The following is a 21,157-nucleotide window of genomic DNA, read 5'->3' as shown; positions in this document are numbered from 1 at the left end:
CCTCAAATCTTTCCAATCATGTTCGTGATCGATGCCTTCACCTCGACCTTACCGTTCGAAAAGTCCATCGTTATCTTTGGAAGTTCTGCTTTCTTGTGGAAGCCGTGCTTTTTTTTCATCCCGATCTTTTCCAGAACAGGCCTCCAGCTACCACAGTTCACGTACAGTTTCTTTCCAGCAGGTGTGGGAACTATCTTGTAAGTAAAATGATGAACGTGTCCCATTACAAGTATATCGACTCTATCAACTTTGTCCAAATCTTCGTAACCCACCATGAACTTCTTCCATTTCTGACTTCCTTTCAACACAATTTTGGCCCACTTTTGAAGATAATCCAACCTACGAAGTTTTCTGAATGTGTAGACTGTCCTCACAAGAATTCTGCCCATTTCCAGACCACCGAGTCTGTTCACGAACAACTTGGAGAGCCAGTGGGTCCTTGGAAAGTTGTTTCTCATCCATCTTTTTGCCTCATTCGTTCTCAACATGTCGAGAAAGCTTTTCAACCAGAGCTCCACCAGATCCACTCCGATATCGTAGATCTCCGTTACATGTTCGAACCAATGAAAAACGTCGAGAAGAGGTCTTACATTGTCGTAGTCTCTAATCACATCTTCTGGAGCAAAGTTTATGACATTTTCGTCGAAGTTCACCATCATGTACCTTGCTATGAAATCTCCAAGAGGTGGTATGATCTTTTTGCTTTTTCTGTCCAGCGAGAAACGATTTATAACGTCAAACTGGTTGCCGTGAAGAACTAGCAACTTTGTTTTTTCGTCGTAGTAATAGGGCAAGATCTCAAATCGATCGAATCTTTCCTTCAGAGCTTTTTGAAGATTTTCATTTTTGAGAATATGATAGTCATGGTTTCCCACCACGTAGTAGATTGTGTGTTTTTTTGCAAATTTCTTGAGCGTTTCGAAGATCTTCTCGTGTTTTTTCTCTATCTCGTTTATTACGGTTTCGTCGAGGCTTCTCAATACTTCATCGAAAGAAACAAGTCCCAATTCTTTCACAACGCGGCTTTCGAGGATCTCAAATCCGTCCCCTACAATGAAGAGTTCCACTTCTTTTTCATCCAGTAGATCTTCCAGGAAATCTGAAAGTTCGCTATCGAAAAAGAAATCATCCTTGGCGGATCCGTCTCCTATGTGAAGATCACTTATGAAGACCCTCTTTATGTTCTCTCACCCCATCTTTCGAAGAAACTGCCAAGTTTTATTTCAAGAGCGAGTGTGTTCAGATAGGCGCTTTCTCCCTCTGGAACGATGAATGTTTCAAAGGGTTCTACTTTCCTTCCGTCGAGCTCCCCTCTTTCAAGAACAACGACTGCACAGAAACCTCTCAAAGTTTCCTTGCTTATCTTTCTGATCCTGAAGTATTCACATTCAAACCTTTCAAAATTTTTTATCAGAAGATCTTCGACCTTTCTTTTTTTCATCACCCTGAAAGCCTTTTCCACGTGGAGTTCTCTGTCCCGACCCCAATCGTAGACTCTGTAGGTGAGATCTGATGATTGCTGAACTTCCACGAGAAAACCGCTGGGTCCCAGTGCGTGCACCGTTCCTGCGGGAAGAAAGACAAAGGTTCCAGGCTGGACATTCACCTTTTTCAATGCTCCATCCCAGTTTCCGCTCGAAAATGCCTCTTTGATTTTCTCCGGGTCCTCTCCAATGGCTATCTGTCCGGACTCCACGAAGTACCACGCTTCCGTTTTTCCCCAGGGTTCTTTTTCTAGTCTCTGTGCTTCATCGTCGTTCGGATGCACCTGCACCGAGAGCCAGTCTTCGGCGGAGATGAGCTTCACAAGGAGTGGAAAGCGGGGAAAGACCTTTCCAAGGATCTTCTCCATGTCTTTGTTGAGATCCAGGCCTTCTGATGTTTCGGTGATGAACAGAGGATGTCCTGAGAGAAGCCACACCTCACCTATCTTTTCTTCCGATCCAAACATTCTTCCAAGGCGATGACTTCCCCAGATCTGCTTTCTTAGTTTAGGAAAAACTTTGAGCATCATTCTGAATAACCTCCCACCCTTATTTCGCCGTCTCTGTAGTAGAAAACTGCCTTTGTGAGTTCTTTTTCCACACGAAACACCTTGTTGAACATGACGATCTCAACTCCAGGATAAGCAACCTCCTTCACAACAACAGAAGCGTTCTTTGCCATCTCTTCGGCTATCTCGTTCAACCTTTTGAGTTCTTGCTCGTTCTTCTGTATGGAGTCTCTGAGATTTATCAACGTGTTGCTTACCTTGTTCAGAAGTGCTTCTTTGTCGGGAGGAAATTTGTCTTTAAGAGCACTCTGCATCTTTCTGAGCTCAACCAGAACTTTGGTGAGTTTTTGAACGTTTGTCTTATCGAGTGAAACCTGAGCGGAGATGATCTTTATCTTCTCGTTCACCTCCGGATCGACACCCACTTCTACTCTCGTTTTAATTCCTATGGGAGATCCAAGCTGAAAGGTTTCAACTTTGACTCGAGCGATTATCACACCACCTCTTATACTGCCTTTGCTTCCTGTCACCGTTACACTACTGGCCTTGACAGTGGAATTTTCTATACTCTTCTCCACCATTACTTCCTCAGCTTCCACCTCGGCGTTCTCTATGAAGACCGTTTTGATCGTTTTTTTTGCCTTCACGAAGGCCTTTCCCCTTCCTTTTATGCCACCCGTTGTAATGCTACCGCCAAAGGAAACGACCGTTGCTGCTTCTATGACCCCCTTCACTTCGATGTCTTCCTGGGCCCTCACAACGAAATCCGGCTTCACGTCACCCTTGACGATCACTCTTCCTGGAAAATCTATGTTACCGGTGGAGTAATCAACCGATTCCACTTCCAGGGTATCGTTCACATGTATCGTCCCGTTCGGTTCAATGATCAGTAAGCCGCTCTTTGTGGCAATGATCTCATTGTCCTTCAATGTCACATTGTATCCAAGGTGATACTCCGGCATCTTTCCTGGTTTTGGTTTTACGGGATTTCCGAAAACATCCCTTCCCTCTTCACCGGAAGTGGGTGGTACGATGCGAGCAATGGTCTCTCCTCTTTTAACGATGACCCTTTGCTTTGCAGGTATTTCTCTGAGATCGACTCTGCCGTCACTCTGAGAAACACCTTCCACTTTCTTCAGCAGCTCCACTCTTCCATCTTCACCATCGACAGGTGGAGTGCCTTCTGCGATCAGAACAGGTGTGTTGTAAACAGGAGATCTTGTGAGATCGTCAACTACATCCTCTTTTATTCCGTACTTTATCCCGGCATACTGTAGAGCACTTATAAGTTCTTCCTTCGACAGGGGAGGTTCGTCGGGTCTTTCTTTCCTTACGATGACGTAAGCCTGCATCCTGTCTTCTGATACAGTGAACTCCACCTTCACCCCTACCCCCTCGCTTCACCAGGGATTTTTCTCCAGAAACTCTTTCATCGCTTTCATGGCTCGTTCTGCGAGAAGTTTCCTGCGCTCGAACTTGTTTCGAACCCGGACAGAAAGAGGAGGAAGCAGCCCAAAGTTTGCGTACATCGGTTTCAGATCACCTTCGACCTTTTCTATTATATAACTGAAGAGAGCTCCCATCATGGTTTCTTCAGGAAGGCGAAGCGGAGAAAGACCTTTCAGGATTCTGTACACGTTGTACGCTACGTAGATCCCGGATGCCGCCGATTCCATGTACCCTTCCACACCGGTGATTTGCCCCGCAAAGAAAACATTAGGATGTTTTTTCAAACGAAAGAAGGGATCAAGTACTCTGGGAGAATTGATGTAAACATTCCTGTGCATCACACCGTAACGGACGATCTCTGCGTTTCTCAAGCAGGGGATCTTCTGGATGACCTTCTTCTGTTCTCCCCATTTCAACCTCGTTTGAAATCCAACGAGGCTGTAAAATTTTCCTTCTCTGTCTTCACGACGAAGTTGAACCACGGCGTACGGTTCTTTACCGGTTCGAGGATCCACCAGTCCTGTCGGTCTCAGAGGGCCGTATCTCAGAGCGTCCTTTCCACTTTTTGCGATCTCTTCAACAGGCTGGCATCGTTCAAAGAGAAACCTTCTGTCGAAATCCTCCATTTCAATGACCTCTGCCTCAACGAGCGCTTTCCAGAGTTCCTCGTATTCTTCCCTGGTGAGAGGACAGTTTATGTAATCGTTCCCCTTTCCGAATCTGTCTCCCCAAAAACACCCGCTCATGTCTATGGACTCAAAGGTCACAATCGGAGAAACAGCATCGAAGAAGAACAGAAAGTCTTCTCCTAGAAGCTCTCTCAAAAAAGAAATGAGCCCCTCTGAGGTAGCTGGTCCCGTCGCCACTATCCAGATACCCTCATCGGAATTGAAACCGGTAACTTCTTCTCTTACGATCTCAACATTTTCCATTCCCTCTATTATTTTTGTGACCTCTCTTGCAAAGGCGTTCCTATCCACAGCCAGCGCCTTCCCAGAAGGAACACGCGTTCTTTCTGCCACTTCGAGGATTAGAGAACCCATCATCTTCATTTCAGCTTTCAAAAGGCCCTCGGCATTCGTTATCTCTTCCGATTTGAAAGAGTTGCTACAGACGGGTTCTGCAAAGTATCCAGTTTTGTGTACTTCCGTCATCTTCTTTGGACGCATTTCATAAAGATGCACTTTTACTCCACGTTTTCCAAGGTTATACGCAATTTCTGAGCCTGCAAAACCTGCTCCGATGACGTTCACAATCATTGTGTCACCTCAAATCTTTCCTGACTATAGTGAGATTGCCCACTTTCAGAGGTCGTATCTTGATATCGTCCACCACCTGATGGATTATGTAAAGACCGTACCCTCCCTCTCTAGGATTCTTCAGATCTGGAGGAATGGGTTTCAGTCTGGTGGGATCCACAGGATCACCGAAATCCCTTACAAGAATGTAGAAAGCTCCATCTTTCACCACATAACTCACAATAATCTTTTTCGTCTCATCTCCTTTGTAAGTGTGCTTTATCACATTGGCGAGAAGCTCTCCAAGGACTATCTCCATGTCCACAACTAAACTATTCGGAAAGCCGTTAAGCAACAAAAAATCACGCATAGTAGAGCGTGCAATCTTTATGTATGAACGTTTGGAAGGAACGATGAGGAACATCAAGTTTTGCAACTTCAGCCCTCCCTCAACAACACAAAAGCTTCCAGCGGAATCCTTGGAGAAATGAGAAAATCTTGCTCGAACTTTAAAATCTCCTTGAACACTTCTTCTTCGCTCTTTTTCGTTGAGTCGGCTGTCTTCGAGACGTCTCCTGTTCTCAGGAAAATTCTCACGGTATCTGAAACAGGGACCTTCGTGAAACTGTATTCGTAGAGCCTCTCATAGAAGGATACGTTTTGTTCAACATATTTGGTCATCATCAGAGCTTTTCTTACTGCTTCTCTAATCTCTTTCTCCGGATCTGAAAATGCGATCCTTCCTTCCGAGATCGTTTTGCGAAAAGAAACGTTCGAAGGAGAAACCCCAACATCGAAACTTCCAGCGTTGTAAACGGCATCCACAAACAAAGAAAGCTCTTCTCTGAGAAGAAGACGACTTTCAAAACCTTCTGACTGCACCACAAACACTCTTTTTCCAGGACGCCAGTTTTCAGAAAGAATCTCCACTACCTTCTCCACTTCTTCATTGTACCACCTTGTTTTGAGAAATTCGTGGTTCAAGAGTTCCACGATCAGATCCCATGGTTCGATTTTAGTCTCAACGAAAACAGCCATCTTCCCAAGAATCGTCTTTGCAGGAAAACAGTAGATACTTCCTTTCACAGGGACGTTCGATTCCAGAACGGTCTTCGTGGTTTCAAAGATGAAAGAATCAGAGAGTCCAAGCCCGTTCCAAAGGATCTTCTCACCGTCACACACCGTTATTCTCTCGGGAAGCCTTAGCATGTAGCTTCCTCCTTCTTTCCAGGAGACTGAACACGCATCCACAGTAATTCTGCCTGTAAATTCCAAGTTCTCTGGAAAATCTCACACCCACCTGATAGGCTCCTCCCTTTCTGAAATTCTTGAAATAGAATACCACACCGTACTTTTTCTCCAACGTCTTTCCTATCTCCTCGATCATGGAAAGGTCCTTTTTTGGACTCGCAAGGAGGGTGGTGGAAAAAGAATCGTGTCCCCTTTTTAAAGCTTCCTGAGCGGTTCGTTTGAGAAGAAAGCCAATACACCTTTTACATCTTTCACTGCCTTCACCGAGATCTCTGTAATCTCGAACGACGTGATACCAACTTTTCACTTCATTCACCGAATATTCTCCGAAAATCACCTTCAAGGAAAAGTGAGACGCCACGCTCTTTACAGCGTCTTCTCTCTTTCTGTACTCCAAAGGAGGCTGGATGTTAGGATTGTAAAAGAAAAACTCTGCATCTTTCACATGAAAAAGTGTTGTGAGAAGATCTGGGGCACAGCAAACGTGTATCAGCACCCTCTCACCTCAAAAGAGTTTGGAAGAATCCAGAAGGAGTGTGACAGGTCCATCGTTCACCAGATGAACGTGCATGTGTGCTCTGAAGATCCCTTTTTCCACCTTCAACCCCTTCTTCTCCAGCAGGTCTATGAACTTCTCATAAAGTTCTTTCCCTTTCTCGGGAGGAGCGGCCTCTGTGAAAGAAGGTCTTTTTCCTCTGCGGCAGTCTCCATAGAGTGTGAATTGAGAGACCACAAGCACTTCTCCCCCAACATCCATAACCGATAAGTTCATTTTTCCCTCTTCATCTTCGAATATTCGAAGCCCCGATACCTTCTCGGCAAGCCATTCACAATCCTTCTCAGTATCATCCTTTCCAACACCAACAAAAACAAGGAGCCCCTTTCCGATGGCTCCCACCACCTTCTCATTTACGACCACCATCGCCTCGCTTACTCTCTGAACGACGGCTCTCACTGTATCACCCTTTCTGCGTCCAGAACGTATCTGTAAGTTTTCAGCCTGCTCAAAAATTCGCTCAATTCGCTGGTGTTGGAGATCCTTATATGGAGCTGGACAAGAATGGGATTTCTGTCCTTCAAAGTCTTCACACCAACAAACTCAGCTCCCAGGCTCGTCACACGATCTATCAAACTGGGAAGGCTTTTTTCTGAATCGAGAACGACCCTTACATAGGCATCGAACATATCGGATACTTCAAGATTCCATTCTGCAGGGAATACCTTTTCCTGAGAAATGCCTTTCAGATTCTTGCAGTCACTTCGGTGAATGCTCATTCCCCTTTTGCTCACAACGGCCACTATTGGATCTCCCTTTATTGGATGGCAGCACCTGGCTATGTGAAACTCTATGCTTTCTATTCCGTCGACTGTTACGATGTTTTGAGATTTCGGCTTTTTCTTCTTTGTTTTCCTCCTTACGACTATCTTCTTCCCCAGGATGGCCTCTAACAGATCCTGCGTGGTGATACTACCTTCTCCAATTTTCATGAAGAAATCTCTTTCAGAATAAGAGTTCAGGTACTTTTTTATTCCATCCGACTGCATCACTTCCTCAAAGGATTTTCCCAGTTTTCTGCATATCCTTCTGAGGGTTTCCTTTCCCTTTTCAACGAGTTCCGGAGCGAGTTTTTCTTTCAAAAATCTTCTGATCTTCGCCCGTGCGTTGTGGGTCCTGGCGTATTTCAACCAGTCGACGCTGGGACCGGAGGAGTTCTTGTTCACGATGATCTCCACGACATCGCCGTTCTTCAACTGATAATCTATGGGAACGATCTTTCCGTTTACCTTTGCACCGCTGTAATGGTGCCCCACTTCTGTGTGTATTGCATAAGCAAAGTCGATGGGAGTAGCACCTTTTGGAAGGTGAATGATATCCCCCTTGGGTGTGAAAACGAAAACCTCGTCCATTTGGAGTTCCTTCTTTATGTCTTCAAATTCTGTGAATCCCTGAGCGAGTTCCTTTCTCCAGTCAAGTAATCTTTCAATCCATTCTTTCGCTGTTTTCACGTCAGGTTTTTCCTTGTATATCCAGTGAGCGATGAGACCGTACTCGGCTTCCCTGTGCATCTCTTCGTCTCTGATCTGTATCTCCAGAGGTTCACCATATTTCGTGATAACCGTTGTATGAAGAGATCTGTAGCCGTTTGATTTTGGAGCCGCGATGTAATCTTTGAATCTACCAGGAAGGGGTTTCCAGATGTTGTGTACGATTCCAAGGACGGTGTAACAGGTTGTAACATCCTTCACCACAACTCTGAGGGCTATGAGATCGTATATCTCCTCGAACTTCTTCCCCTTTTCCTTCATCTTTCTCCAGATGCTGTAGTAGTGCTTGTATCTTCCCTCAACGGTGGCCTTTATTCTGTGTTCCTCGAGAGCACTTTTCAGGATCGAGATGTACTCGTTCGTTCTCTTCTCTCTTTCCTTTCTCTTTTCTGCAACGAGTTCCTTTATCTTGTAATACTCCTCCGGATACAGAACCTTGAAAGCAAGATCCTCGAGTTCTGATTTCATAGAATATATTCCCAATTTGTGAGCAAGTGGAGCATACACCTCGAGGGTTTCATAGGCCTTGTACCTCTTCTTTTCCGGGTCCTGGACATACTGCATGGTACGCATGTTATGGAGTCTGTCGGCAAGTTTCACAAAGATCACACGCATATCCTCAGCCATTGCGAGGAACATCTTCTGTATGGTCTCCATTCTTTTCCTAGAATCCTGATCCGGTCCGATGGGAGTGTTTATGCTGCTCACCTTGGTGACACCGTCTACTATCCTTGCGATCTCATTTCCAAAGAGTTCTTTTATCTGATCGAGACTAACACCTTCACCGTCTTCGACCGTATCATGGAGAAGAGCCGCCGTCAACGTGGTGGAGTCGACCCCCAACTCAGCCAGAATCTTTGCAACCTCCACGGGATGTGAGATGAACGGATCGCCAGAAAATCTCTTTTGTCCTTCATGAACAATCCACGCGAACTCGTAGGCTTTCATTAGAAGCCTCTTTTCTTCTCTGGAAAAGCTCTTTTTCCTCAGTGACTCTAATTCTCTGACCACTGCTCTGGCTTCCGATTCGAGTTCAGTTCTGTTCAGCATCGTTTCACCACCGATTGAACCTTTGTGAAAAAATTATAACACGGGAGAGGGGCATAAGCCGGATTCTGTCGTGGGTGGTCATCAATCTAGGGTGTGCGTTACCGCACACCTCAAGCGGCCAACCCGGGGGAATAGGGGGAGCAACCCAACCCCCTGCTTGGCCTTGCTCCAGGTGGGGGTTGCCAAGCCGCCGGGTTACCCCGACGCTGGTGGGCTCTTACCCCACCGTTCCACCCTTGCCCTCATCGGGCGGTCTTCTTCTCTATGGCCCTGTCCGAGGGTCACCCCTCCCGGGCGTTACCCGGCACCCCGCTCCAGAGTCCGGACTTTCCTCGGGGAACGCGAGTGTGCGTCCCCGCGACCACCTACCCCTCTCCCTATCTATGTAGACTTCTTCTTCCTTACACATGTTCCAGTAAGCAAAGCAAAGGCTGTGATCAATCCCCCCACAAATTGTGGAACGTTCATTTTTTCTCCCAGGAGCAAAATCGAAAGTACCAGAGAGATAAAAGGTTGAGTCATGTAAACCAGAGCGGTCGTGTTGCTTCCAACTTCTTTCTGATAACGCATCTGCCATAATATCCCAAAAACTGTGGCGAAAACCCCACTGTACAGCCCAACGATCAAAGCACCGACTGGAAGATGGAAGTTGTTTGCTCCGAACGCAAGGTTGATCACCGCAACGACCAGAAACTGCCAGAACATCATATCCTTTTCTCTTTCCACTCTTGAGAACCTGGTAATCAACACCACATGAAGTGCAAAAAGCACAGCACAGAAAAGCTGGAGAAGATCTCCTGAAGAAAAACCACCTATTCCCCCTGTGAGCAAATATATGCCAAGAAACCCGACAATGAAGGAAAAAAGATGCTCCTTTCTTGGCTTTTCGCCTTCCAGAAGGAAAGAAAAGATCGGAACGAAGAAGACAAAGCTCGAGACGATGAAACCACTTTTGGCTGCGCTGGTGAACTTCAATCCCCATATCTGGAAAATGTACGCACCGCAGAGAACAAGCCCCAGTAGAAACCCCCTTTTGAACTTTCCTGGACCGAATATCCACAAAGAAAGCAACGCAGCGCTTCCAAATCTAACTACGTTGTAGACAAAGGGTGAAACTCCACCCACAACGAGCTTTTGCAGAGGAAACGTCGAGCCTTGCAAAGTAGATGTCAGAAGAAGAAAGATGAGAGCCTTACTTTCCCGCCACATCCAGTACCTCCACCAGAACACTGGGTGCTATCGTACGATGCGAGACTCTCACATCGTTTCCAACCCGAACGATCCTCTTCAAGAAATCGAGGAAATTTCCTGAAATGGTGAACTCTTCCAGGCCGTGAGCAATTTCTCCGCTTTCCACCCAGTATCCCTTCGCAAACAGGGAAAATTCACCGGATACAGAGTTTGCCCCTGCATGCATCCCTTCAACTTCCGTTATGACCACACCTCTTCCCATTTCCCTCAAAAGATCGTTGAAGGACGAATCTCCCGGAACTATCATCAGGTTGACAGGCTGTATCCCGTTTTCAAAACCGTTTCCGGTTGGGCTCACACCCTCTTTCCTTGCCGTCTTCAGGTTGTGAAGGAAGGTCTTCAGAACACCGTTTTTCAAAACGTACTTTTCGGTCGTTGGAACTCCTTCATCATCGAAGGGAGTACTTGCAAGTCCCCTAGAATGGTAAGGAAGATCCTTTATGGAAACAACAGTACCTCCCACCTGGCTTCCAAGTTTTCCTTTCAAGGGTGACAGATTTTTCTGCACGTTCTCTGCCGAAATCATCGGAATGAACATCTCCATGAGATCAAGAAGAGCCGTGTTTCTCACAACAGCAGGGTATTTTCCAGATTCTATCGGTTTCGATCCTATGAGAGAAATGGCCTCCCTTGATGCTTGCCTTCCCACCTCTTCGGGATTGAGATCTTTCGGGATTCTTGCAATCTCAAACCAAAAACCTGACCTTGGATTGCTGTCCTTTGCAATCGCCATCACAAAGATGTATCCTCCGTCTGCCATCCCGTCTGCACTGAGACCCAGGGTGTTCGAGAGATACTTCCTTGTGACAAAATCCCGGTACATCACCGTTGGAACCATGACGATCCTTTCATCACTCGAAGCACCCTTGTGCGCCAGTCTTGCCATTTCCAACTTCTCTTTCACAGAGAGCTTTTCGAATTCACCCGCATAGGTTTCCATAGGCTCGTACTTTCCACCTTCAAAGAAGAACTCTTCTTCCTCACTGTCTTTGATCTGAAGATTTCCCAGAGCTTCTTCGAGACAGCGTTCAGGGTCTTCAAGAACCTGTGTTCGAAACACACCGGTTTTTCCTTCTTTCAGGACCTTTACCTCGATGCTGTACTTTCCAGCGTCTGTGTACTGATCTAGCTCGCCGTTTGCAAGCCGAAGTGAAAATTCCCGTGTTTCCACAAAACTCACCTGTGCCTCCACACCTTTTCTCATTGCAACTGTAAACAGTTTATCTTTGAACTCTTCGAGTGTCATCTGTTTCGCCCCCCTACTACTATCTCTTTGACTCTTATGGTGGGTTGCCCCACATCGGCAGGTATCGATCCGGAGAACGAACCACACATTCCCTGATCGCGCGCCAGGTCGTTTCCCACCATATCTATCTTCTGTATGATCTCATGCCCCTTTCCTATCAACGTGGCCCCGCGAACGGGCTTGGTGATCCTTCCTTTCTCTATGAGATAAGCTTCAGAGACGGCAAAGTTGAACTCTCCCGTCGCAGGATTCACAGAACCTCCTCCCATTGTTTTCGCGTAGAGCCCGTACTCTGTGGCAGAGATGATTTCCTCTGGGTGGTAATCACCGGGGAGGATGAATGTGTTACTCATTCTCGAAGTGGGTGGGAAGGTGTAATCCTGTCTTCTACCACTTCCCGTACTCTTCATTCCCATTCTCCTTGCACCGAGCCTGTCCACGAGGTATCCGACGAGAACTCCTTTGTCTATCAGTAAGGTTCTCTGCGTGGGAGTCCCCTCATCATCCACGTTGGCAGAACCCCATCCGTTTGGAATCGTGGCATCGTCCACTGCAGAAACGCACTCTGCGGCTACTTTCTGACCGAGCTTTCCGGCAAAAACAGAAGCTCCCTTGGCTACGGACGTTGCTTCTAAACCATGTCCCACTGCCTCGTGAAAGATCACCCCACCGAATCCGTTCGCTATCACGACCGTCATCTTCCCAGCGGGAGCAGGTTCTGCCTCAACCATTCTGGCAGCAATCCTTGCCGCCTTTCTTGCAGCTTCTTCCACATCTATTCGTTCGAAGAACTCAAAACCCATTCCAGCCCCAGGTCCATAAAAACCTCTTTCGAGGACGCCGTCTTTCTCGGCAACGGCATTTATCATGAGGCGTGTTCTTACACGCCTGTCTTCAGCCCACACTCCTTCCGAGTTTGCAACCAATATCTCCTGATCGTAGTCCCAGTACCAGACGACCACCTGCTTTATGAGACTCGAATAATCCTTCGCTGCACGGTAGGCACTTTTCATAACGAAGACCTTCTCTGTTTTTTCCACCTGATCTGGAGGTATGATCACGATATGCCTTTCTTTTCTCTTTGTCCTGTTGAAGTTGAAAGTGAGATCCTCGATCTTCGTTTCTTCTAAAGCTTCCCCCACTTTCTTTGCCACTTTCAGCAGGTTGTCCCTTGAAAGATCGTTTGTATAAGCGTAGACAGCCTTCGTTCCTAGAAATCCCCTGATTCCAACACCAGCGATCTCTCCACTCGTTGCCTGCTCCACCTTTCCATTCTTCAGTTCAAATCGGTTTTCGTACTTCTTCTCGAAAAACACCTCGGCAAAGTCTCCTCCGTTTTTCAAAACGGCCAAAAGAACATCCCTGACGACACTTTCGTTGAGCACATTGATCCCTCCTTCCCTGGTTTCCATTATACTACGCTCCAAGTTCGTTTTTCGAACCACATTTGACCTCCAATCTCGTGTAAAATAGAGTCAGGAGGTGAAATTATGAGAAAGTTTTTGCCGATCTTTCTCATTCTGGCGGCCACTGTGATGGCGGGTAATTACGTTCTCGTAGTGTACTCAGAACCCCTCTCTCAGGTTTTCATAAACGGAAATTACGTGGGAACGGTGGACGTAACCGGTCAGCTGGTTCTAACGCTGAACTCTTCAGGAAAGTTCGTCGTGACAGTGAAGAAGACCTGGTACGTTCCCTTTGAGGGTGAAATCATCATCACAAGCCCAGGAGAGTTCGTGATCTTTGCCAATCTGAGGGAAGCTGGTGCCCTGAGGGTGTTTTCGAATGTTTACCCTGTTGAAGTATACGCCGAAGGCATGTATCTGGGAAAGATATACAGTGTGAAAGACGTTCTTTATGTTCCAGCTGGAACGGTGACTCTCACCTTCAAAGCGGAAGGTTATAAGGAAAAAGCCTTGACGGTTCAAGTGAAACCTAGAAGCGAAAACACGTTGAACATCTTTCTCGAGGAAAAGGTGCTTGAACTGAACTTGAAAATAGAACCGAAAAAGTTCTCCCCGAACGGCGACTGGTACGAGGATCAAACAACTTTCTATGTGTACCTATCCAAACCGGCAGATCTGAGGATAGAAGTGCTGGACGATCAGGGAGAAGTTGTCTGGTCACGAAGGCTCACAGGATCTGAAGGAACAAACAAGATTACCTGGAACGGGAAAGGAGTCCCAGATGGAAGGTACAAGGTCAGAGTCATAGCAACAACGGAGAATGAAATTCAATCTGTGGAGCAGGAAGTGATAGTCGATAGAAGCAAGTACACTTACTTTAAAGAGCTCTTCATAGGTTCCACTCTGCTGATAGTACTTCTTTTGCTCTTCATCCATTAACCTCTGCTTGCAACAAGATAGATGTAAAAAGAGTAAACGAGAAGGAGTGATAATCCTTCAAAACGAGATATCTTTTTTCTTGAAGCTGAAAACACAAGCACCAGAAGTGATGTGGCAAGCAAGAACACCAGATCTATGGTGTAGTTAGAAACGTCCACGGTCAGTTTGTTGAAGAAAGAACTCACACCAAGTATGAACAGTATGTTGAAGACGTTGCTTCCTACGATGTTTCCAACGAGTATGTCGCTTTCTTTCTTCACCGTCGAAACAACGCTGACCACGAGTTCTGGAAGAGAAGTTCCTACGGCTACGATGGTGAGTCCAACAAATGTCTGGGAAAGACCGAAATTTCGGGCTATTTTTACGACGTTCTCTATGGCAAGGTTCCCACCGAACCAGAGTGCCAAAATTCCACCTGATATCATGACAACGCTCAAAGGAACACTCTTTTGTTCCTTTATCTCCTCCATCTCCTCTTCTATCACATCCTTTGCAGAGGTGATCAAGTAGTACATGAAGATCACCATGAAGGAAAGGAAAACTACTCCATCATGCCACGAGAGGTAGCTGTTTTTCAGAAAGAGACTGATGAAAGAAATCGTCGACAGGATCATAAAAGGTAGTTCGGATCTGATTGTACTTTTTTTGACGGGAACTGCTCTGAAGAGAGCAGCAAGACCGAGACAAAGCCCCACATTCGCTATGTTGCTCCCAACCACGTTAGAAATGGCAATACTTGTGTAACCTTTCGAAGCAGAAACGAGTGAAGAGACAAGTTCCGGAAGAGATGTCCCAAAAGCCACAACCGAAAGACCTACTATCAGCTTGGAGATTCCAAGTCTCAAAGCAAGAGAGGAAGCTCCCTCTACAAGCCAATTTGCGCCGAGAACCAATATGGCTATCCCAAGGCCGGTCAGAAAAAATTCCACGGCTTCATTACTCCCCGATGATCTTAACTAGAACTCTCTTCGGTCTCATTCCGTCGAATTCGCCGTAGAAGACTTGCTCCCATGGGCCCAGATCCAGTTTTCCATCTGTGATCGCTATGACCACTTCTCTTCCCATGATTGTTCGTTTCAGATGAGCATCCGCGTTGTCTTCACCTGTGTCGTTGTGCCTGTACTGGGAATAAGGTTTCTCTGGTGCGAGTTTTTCAAGCCACACTTCGAAATCGTGGTGAAGACCCGGTTCATCGTCGTTTATGAAAACACTTGCCGTGATGTGCATAGCGTTGCACAGGAGGAGTCCTTCCTTTATACCACTCTCTTTTACACACTCTTCTAGGAGGGGTGTGATGTTGATGAATTCTCTTCTCTTCTTTGTGTGAAACCAGAGCTCTTTCCTGTAGGATTTCATTCTTCTTTCTCCTCCTTTTCCACGAGTTCGAAATCTATTTCTCCTCTTATCTTGTCAGCCCTCACAACCTTTGCTTTCAGAACATCTCCGAGTCTGAAGATCCGTCCCTTTCTTCTTCCAATAAGCATGTTTCTCGATTCATCGTAGTAATAGTAATCGTCGAGCGTTGATATGTGAATGAGTCCAGAGATGCTCTTTTCTGGGATTTCTACAAAGAGACCGAATTTTGTGACGTTTGTAACCACCACATCGAACACTTCTCCTATATGACGCGAGATGTACTCTACCTTCTTCATGGCGATGAGGTCCCATTCTGCCTCGTCCGCTACTCTTTCCCTTCGACTGCAGTGTTTTGCGATCTTCGGAAGTACTTTAGAGAATTTGTCGATCTGCTCGGGAGTGAAGTATCCTTTTTGTTCAAGATACAACTTCAAAAGCCTGTGAACGACGAGGTCTGGATACCTTCTTATGGGAGAGGTGAAATGTGTGTAAGCATAAGAGGCGAGCCCAAAGTGTCCGATGTTCACAGCAGAATACATAGCTCTTTTCATCGATCGAACAAGAAGTCGTTCCACACTACTTCTCAGAGGATGGTCTTTCACCTTTTCGAGGAGTTTCTGAAGCATCCCAGGATGTATATTATGTGAGAACTTTGCTTTTATTCCCATCGCCTCGAGGTAGTTCTTCAACTGAAAGATCGTCTCAGGATCGGGCTCTTCGTGGACTCGGTACATGAAAGGAAGTCCGGCATGATCGAAGATCTCCGCAATCGTTTCGTTTGCCCTTATCATAAACTCCTCTATCAGTCTCTCTGCAACACCCCTTCTTCTGGGAACGATGTCCACTACCTGTCCATTTTCGTCGTATATAATCTTCACCTCATCGCTTTCTATGTCGAGTATGGCACCTCTTTTCCTTCTTGCTTCTCTCAAGATCTCAGCAAGCTCTACAGCGTTGTATATGAGTTCACTGAAAGGTTCGTATTCCTTCATAGAAGAAGGATCCTTCAAAAACTCGTTCACTCTCTCATAGATCATTCTCTTTTTGCTTCTTATCACGCTGGGAAAAACATCGTATTTTACAACACGACCTTCCCGGTCTATCTCCATCTCCACACTCATCGTGAGCCTGTCTTTTCCCTCTACAAGACTGCATATTCCATTGGAGAGTCTGAACGGAAGCATCGGTATGACAGTGTCTATGAGGTAGACGCTCGTTCCCCGTTTGAGTGCTTCCTGATCCAGAGCGGATCCTTCTTTCACGTAGTGGGAAACGTCCGCTATATGAACGCCCAGAAGGTAATTTCCGTTCGGAAGCTTTTCCACCGAGATGGCATCGTCGAAGTCTTTGGCATCCTCTCCATCTATGGTGACGATCACTCTGTTTCTCAAATCCCTTCTTCCTTCAAGATCTTTCTTTCTCACCCTTGAAGGTATTGCATTTGCCTCTCTCAAAACTTCTTCAGGAAACTCTCCTGGCTCTGGGAGGTCGTGCTTCACTATCACACTGGGAAGATCTATGGATGGATCGTCCAGGTCTCCCAAAACCTTCACTATTTTTGCCTCTGGATTTCTTCCAGGAGAAGGGTACTTCAGAATCTCTGCTATCACTTTTTGATTCGGTTTTGCCCCGTCGATGTTCTCGGGAGCAACGTAGAAATCGTAGGCGATCTTTGGATCGTCGGGCACAACAAATCCAAAGGTTCCCTTGTGATCGAAGACACCAACGACTCTCTTCAAGCCCCTTTCGAGGACTCTCACAACACGTCCCCTTGGAAGCCCTCGCCAGATACCTGTTATTTCGACCACCACTCTGTCTTTGTGCATGGCGTACTTTGTATCCTCAACTGGCACTGCTATCTCTTCGAATTCGTCCGTGATAACAAAAGCAACGTATCCACTGCGCGTGAACTCTATGGTTCCAACCTTCAGATCTTCACCGAACTTCCTGTACCTTCCCTTGCTGTCTCTGAATATCTTTCCTTCCCTTTCGAGCTTTTTCACAACCTCTCTGATCTTCCTTCTTTTCTCTCTTGTTTTCGCTTTGAATCTTTTGTAGATCTCTTTCAAAACCATCGGTTTGTAATCTTCTGATAGGATGAACCTTTCCACTTCTTTTTTCAAACTCATGTGTTCACCTTCTCCTTCACTTTGTTCTGAAAAGCCTGTCCCCTGCATCCCCAAGTCCGGGTACGATGTAACCATGGTCGTTCAGTCTTTCATCCAGAGCGGCAACGTATATCTTAACATCTTCGTGTTTCTCCTCCACCGCCCCCACTCCCTCTGGTGCAGCGATCAGGGCAACCAGAGTGATCTTCCTGGCACCGCTTTCCTTCAAGATATCGAGTGCTTTTATAGAGGAAACCCCCGTTGCAAGCATGGGATCCAGAAGGAAAACCTCTTTATCACCGTTTAGAGGGGGAAGCTTGGCGTAGTACTCCACGGCACGAAGGGTCTCGGGATCTCTGTATATTCCTATGTGTCCCACCGAAGCGTTCGGGAGCAGTTCCAGTATACCATCCGCCATCACAAGCCCTGCTCTGAGTATGGGAACCACTACGACGTCCTTGTCGTTTATGCGGTATCCTACCGTCTTCGTGATCGGAGTTTCCACCTCTACTTCTTCACACTTCAGATGTCTTGTTGCTTCGTACGAAAGAAGAAGTGTGATCTCTTTCAAAAGTTCTCTGAACTCTTTTGGACCAGTGTTTTTGTCTCTCATGATCGTCAACTTGTGTTTTATGAGCGGATGGTCCACCACAACCAGATTCTTCATATTTCCACCCCTTCGATTTTGTCCCGATAGAGCGGAAACCTCTCACAGAGTTTTCTTACTCTTTTTGATACTTCTTCCTGAACATCTGGTTTCACCGTTCCTTTTTCATCCGTGATGTTGGAGAGAACAAGATCTATCAGCTCCACTATTTCCTCCATCTCTTTTTCCTTCATTCCACGTGTGGTGACGGCAGGAGTTCCGATCCTTATACCACTTGCAACGAAGGGAGATCTCTTCTCGTTCGGAATGGTGTTCTTGTTCACCGTGATCCCACAGTTTTCGAGGGCTTTTTCTGCGGCTTTTCCTGTTATGTCTTTCGGGGTGAGATCCACGAGGAACAGGTGTGTGTCGGTTCCACCGGAGACGATTCTGTATCCTCTTTTCTTCATCTCCTCCGCCATCTTCTTTGCGTTCTTCACAACCTGCTTCTGGTATTCTCTGAACTCTTCACTCATCGCTTCTTTGAAACACACAGCCTTGGCTGCTATGACGTGCATGAGAGGCCCACCCTGAATTCCGGGAAAGATCGTTTTATCCACGGCTTTGGCAATCTCTGGATCGTTGGTGAGGATCAGTCCTCCTCTTGGTCCCCTGAGGGTTTTGTGGGTAGTGGAAGTCACCACGTGAGCGTACTCAACGGGATTCGGATGGATTCCTGCGGCAACCAACCCAGCAAAATGTGCCATGTCCACCATCAGGTAGGCTCCCACCTCGTCAGCGATCTCCCTGAACCTTTTGAAATCGATCGTTCGAGCGTAGGCACTACCACCTGCGACGATGATCTTTGGTCTATGTTCCAGAGCCAGTCTTCTCACCTCATCGTAATCTATCGTTTCGGTTTCCAGATTGACTCCGTAGTGGACCACTTTGAAGATCCTGCCGGAGAAGTTCACGGGTGCCCCGTGTGTTAAGTGACCTCCGTGCGAGAGCGACATTCCCATGATCGTGTCTCCAGGTTGTGCAAGAGCCAGATAGACCGCCATGTTCGCCTGTGAGCCAGAATGAGGTTGAACGTTTGCAAACTCTGCACCGAACAGCTTCTTTGCCCTCTCTATGGCAAGTTCCTCTGCTCTGTCCACCCATTCACATCCGCCGTAGTACCTCTTTCCAGGATATCCTTCTGCGTACTTGTTGGTGAGCACGCTCCCCATGGCCTCTATAACGGCAAGAGATGCAAAGTTTTCTGAGGCGATCAATTCAAGTCCGTATTCCTGTCTTCTGAGCTCGTTTACCAGCACCTCGTAGATTTCTGGATCCACTTTCCTTACGTGTTCCCACACAGAAAATCACCTCACTCGACACTGTATTCTGTCCCCGAAGGAGTATCCCTCAGGATGATTCCATTCTCTTTAAGACGATCTCTGATCCAGTCGGAAAGATCGTACCTTTTCTCTTTTCTCAAAGTCTCCCTCACCTCTATCAATATCCTGAGGAGAGACTCACCCGCAATTTCTCTCTTCTCTTCGTTCAGATCGAACAAACCAAGAACTGGCCCGAACTCTCTCCTGATGAGATGATAGAAGAGGAGAGCACCTTCCTGATCACCCTCGTCCATAGATTTGCTCAACCTTTTTGCAAGCTCAAAAAGGATGGATACGGCCACTGGTGTGTTGAAGTCATCGTCGAGTGCCTCCACGAACCTGTTTACGTACTCTTCGTAAAGGGCGTTTCTTTTTGGAATGCCGGTGACACCATTGCTTTCATATCTTCTGAGGATTTCCCAAACGCGTCGTGTCGCTTTTGAATAATCACTCAAAAGATCCTCTGAGAAATCCATGGGAGAGCGATAATGTTTTGAAAGGATCATGTATCTTAAGCCGTCTCTTCCGTACTTTTTCACAGCTTCGCGAACGGTGAATATGTTTCCTGTCGATTTGCTCATCTTGTCACCGAGGAACCTCACCATTCCGTTGTGCATCCAGTACTTCGCAAAATCTTTGTTCGTCAGAGCTTCAGCCTGGGCCTTTTCATTTTCATGGTGGGGGAATATTAGGTCTTCTCCTCCCGCGTGGATGTCAAAACTTTCACCCAGGATTTTCACTGACATGACGGTACACTCTATGTGCCAGCCTGGCCTTCCGTCACCCCAAGGGGAGCTCCAGCACGGTTCCCCCGGCTTAGCCGTTTTCCAAAGTGAAAAGTCGAGTGGGAAGTTCTTCGTCTCGTCCACCTCAACTCTGGCACCGGCGATGAGGTCTTCGATCTTCTTCTTCGAGAGCTCACCGTATTTTTTGAACTTTCTCACGTTAAAGTAAACACCTGTTTCTGTTCGATAAGCGTACCCTTTTTCAACTAGTTTTTCTATGATATCAACTATGTCATCGATAAAATCGGTGGTTCTGGGATGAAAGTTCGCAGGCCTTATTCCAAGCGCGTGAGCATCTCTCCAGTACTCAGCTATGAAGGTATCTGCCACCATTTTAGGATCAACACCGAGTTGATTGGCCTTGTTTATGATCTTGTCGTCTATGTCTGTGAAGTTTTGAACCATGATCACCCTGTAACCCCTGTATTCGAGGTACCTTCTGAACACGTCGAAAACAACCGCGGGCCGGGCGTTTCCCACGTGTATCAGATCGTAAACGGTAGGCCCACACACGTACATTCTTACAACTCCGGGTTGTAAGGGAACGAACTCTTCTTTTTTCCCAGTCAGGGTATTCGTTATCCTCATTCACACACCTCCGAATTTCACACGTTGATGTTGCTGATTTCCACCAGTTCCTCCGATGTGAGAATCTCTTCTATATTCAGAATGATTACAATATCGTCTCTCACCTTTGCAAGACCAAGGATGTAATCCTTTCCCCTACCAGCGAGATTCTGAGGGGGCTGCTCCACATCTTTCTCTGTGAGGGTTAGAACTTCACTCACGTCATCAACAAGAAAGCCGACTTGTGTATCTTTGACCATGGCAACAATGATCTTCGCCCTGCTCTTGTCCTCCATATCTGGCATTTTGAACTTCTTTCTGAGGTTCACCACCGGTACGATCTTTCCCCTCAGGTTCATCACACCCTCGATGAATTCTGCTGTCTCAGGCACAGGCACGATTTTTTCCACCTCAACGATACTTTCGACTTTCATGATGTCCACGCCGAACACCTGATTTCCCAGTTTGAAGGTCACCACTTTCAGTTCCATTCCTTTCCCCCCT

The 21,157-nt window shown here is 46.6% G+C and carries 20 protein-coding genes and 1 other RNA gene; 1 reads left to right on the top strand and 20 read right to left on the bottom strand.

Annotated elements, in window-relative coordinates; all coding sequences use genetic code 11:
• Positions 1-2: 2 nt before the first annotated feature.
• From AS006_RS04485 to AS006_RS04425, 13 genes are all read right to left on the bottom strand, one after another.
• A complete protein-coding gene (locus AS006_RS04485; RefSeq protein ID WP_101513149.1) occupies positions 3-1,181 on the bottom strand; it encodes a UDP-2,3-diacylglucosamine diphosphatase in 1,179 nt (392 codons plus the stop codon).
• Positions 1,178-2,014, bottom strand: a complete 837-nt coding sequence (locus AS006_RS04480; protein ID WP_101513148.1) for a type I phosphomannose isomerase catalytic subunit — start codon at positions 2,012-2,014, stop codon at positions 1,178-1,180. The genes AS006_RS04485 and AS006_RS04480 overlap by 4 nt, the downstream gene beginning before the upstream one ends.
• Positions 2,011-3,378, bottom strand: coding sequence for a DUF342 domain-containing protein (locus tag AS006_RS04475; protein WP_101513147.1), 1,368 nt, complete (start codon positions 3,376-3,378; stop codon positions 2,011-2,013). The genes AS006_RS04480 and AS006_RS04475 overlap by 4 nt, the downstream gene beginning before the upstream one ends.
• 15 nt (positions 3,379-3,393) lie before the next feature.
• A complete protein-coding gene (gene trmFO, locus AS006_RS04470; protein WP_101513146.1) occupies positions 3,394-4,701 on the bottom strand; it encodes a methylenetetrahydrofolate--tRNA-(uracil(54)-C(5))-methyltransferase (FADH(2)-oxidizing) TrmFO in 1,308 nt (435 codons plus the stop codon).
• A gap of 4 nt (positions 4,702-4,705) precedes the next feature.
• Positions 4,706-5,116: an anti-sigma regulatory factor gene (locus AS006_RS04465; RefSeq protein ID WP_101513145.1), complete on the bottom strand. Its 411-nt coding sequence runs from the start codon at positions 5,114-5,116 to the stop codon at positions 4,706-4,708.
• A gap of 2 nt (positions 5,117-5,118) precedes the next feature.
• On the bottom strand, positions 5,119-5,889 hold the full coding sequence (locus AS006_RS04460; protein ID WP_199167378.1) for a DUF4940 domain-containing protein: 771 nt from the start codon (positions 5,887-5,889) through the stop codon (positions 5,119-5,121).
• Positions 5,855-6,427, bottom strand: coding sequence for an epoxyqueuosine reductase QueH (locus tag AS006_RS04455; protein ID WP_101513144.1), 573 nt, complete (start codon positions 6,425-6,427; stop codon positions 5,855-5,857). The genes AS006_RS04460 and AS006_RS04455 overlap by 35 nt, the downstream gene beginning before the upstream one ends.
• Before the next feature lie 9 nt (positions 6,428-6,436).
• Entirely contained in the window at positions 6,437-6,886 is a 450-nt protein-coding gene (gene dtd / locus AS006_RS04450; RefSeq protein WP_101513143.1) for a D-aminoacyl-tRNA deacylase, read from the bottom strand.
• Positions 6,883-9,027, bottom strand: coding sequence for a bifunctional (p)ppGpp synthetase/guanosine-3',5'-bis(diphosphate) 3'-pyrophosphohydrolase (locus AS006_RS04445; protein WP_101513142.1), 2,145 nt, complete (start codon positions 9,025-9,027; stop codon positions 6,883-6,885). The genes dtd and AS006_RS04445 overlap by 4 nt, the downstream gene beginning before the upstream one ends.
• A gap of 39 nt (positions 9,028-9,066) precedes the next feature.
• Positions 9,067-9,404: RNase P RNA component class A (gene rnpB, locus AS006_RS04440), an RNA gene on the bottom strand.
• A 4-nt stretch (positions 9,405-9,408) separates the two neighbouring features.
• Complete coding sequence (locus AS006_RS04435) at positions 9,409-10,236, bottom strand: DMT family transporter (RefSeq protein ID WP_101513141.1); 828 nt, start codon at positions 10,234-10,236, stop codon at positions 9,409-9,411.
• A complete protein-coding gene (locus tag AS006_RS04430; RefSeq protein ID WP_101513140.1) occupies positions 10,220-11,524 on the bottom strand; it encodes a TldD/PmbA family protein in 1,305 nt (434 codons plus the stop codon). The genes AS006_RS04435 and AS006_RS04430 overlap by 17 nt, the downstream gene beginning before the upstream one ends.
• Positions 11,521-12,909, bottom strand: a complete 1,389-nt coding sequence (locus AS006_RS04425; protein ID WP_101513338.1) for a TldD/PmbA family protein — start codon at positions 12,907-12,909, stop codon at positions 11,521-11,523. The genes AS006_RS04430 and AS006_RS04425 overlap by 4 nt, the downstream gene beginning before the upstream one ends.
• Positions 12,910-13,014: 105 nt before the next feature.
• On the opposite strand from AS006_RS04425, the gene AS006_RS04420 reads away from it, so the two are divergent.
• Positions 13,015-13,869, top strand: coding sequence for a FlgD immunoglobulin-like domain containing protein (locus AS006_RS04420; RefSeq protein WP_101513139.1), 855 nt, complete (start codon positions 13,015-13,017; stop codon positions 13,867-13,869).
• Here the strand turns inward: AS006_RS04420 and AS006_RS04415 are convergent.
• Genes AS006_RS04415 through AS006_RS04385 form a run of 7 tightly spaced genes read right to left on the bottom strand, consistent with a single transcriptional unit; the run spans position 13,866 to position 21,144 of the window.
• Positions 13,866-14,798 carry a calcium/sodium antiporter gene (locus AS006_RS04415; protein WP_101513138.1) on the bottom strand — a complete coding sequence of 311 codons (933 nt, stop codon included), beginning with the start codon at positions 14,796-14,798 and terminating at the stop codon, positions 13,866-13,868. The genes AS006_RS04420 and AS006_RS04415 overlap by 4 nt on opposite strands.
• A gap of 7 nt (positions 14,799-14,805) precedes the next feature.
• Positions 14,806-15,225: a secondary thiamine-phosphate synthase enzyme YjbQ gene (locus tag AS006_RS04410; protein ID WP_015920273.1), complete on the bottom strand. Its 420-nt coding sequence runs from the start codon at positions 15,223-15,225 to the stop codon at positions 14,806-14,808.
• Positions 15,222-17,354, bottom strand: a complete 2,133-nt coding sequence (gene rnr, locus AS006_RS04405; protein WP_101513137.1) for a ribonuclease R — start codon at positions 17,352-17,354, stop codon at positions 15,222-15,224. Before rnr ends, AS006_RS04410 begins: the two co-directional genes overlap by 4 nt.
• A gap of 16 nt (positions 17,355-17,370) precedes the next feature.
• Positions 17,371-18,000, bottom strand: a complete 630-nt coding sequence (gene upp, locus AS006_RS04400; RefSeq protein WP_101513136.1) for a uracil phosphoribosyltransferase — start codon at positions 17,998-18,000, stop codon at positions 17,371-17,373.
• Entirely contained in the window at positions 17,997-19,280 is a 1,284-nt protein-coding gene (gene glyA, locus AS006_RS04395) for a serine hydroxymethyltransferase (RefSeq protein WP_101513135.1), read from the bottom strand. Before glyA ends, upp begins: the two co-directional genes overlap by 4 nt.
• Before the next feature lie 11 nt (positions 19,281-19,291).
• On the bottom strand, positions 19,292-20,674 hold the full coding sequence (cysS, locus tag AS006_RS04390; protein WP_101513134.1) for a cysteine--tRNA ligase: 1,383 nt from the start codon (positions 20,672-20,674) through the stop codon (positions 19,292-19,294).
• Between the two features lie 17 nt (positions 20,675-20,691).
• Entirely contained in the window at positions 20,692-21,144 is a 453-nt protein-coding gene (locus AS006_RS04385) for a chemotaxis protein CheW (RefSeq protein ID WP_101513133.1), read from the bottom strand.
• Positions 21,145-21,157: the final 13 nt, after the last annotated feature.

It is taken from the genome of Thermotoga sp. SG1, from assembly GCF_002865985.1.
Lineage (GTDB): Bacteria > Thermotogota > Thermotogae > Thermotogales > Thermotogaceae > Thermotoga.
Note: the sequence above shows the minus strand (reverse complement) of the source record. Positions and strands in the feature narration are given on the sequence as shown.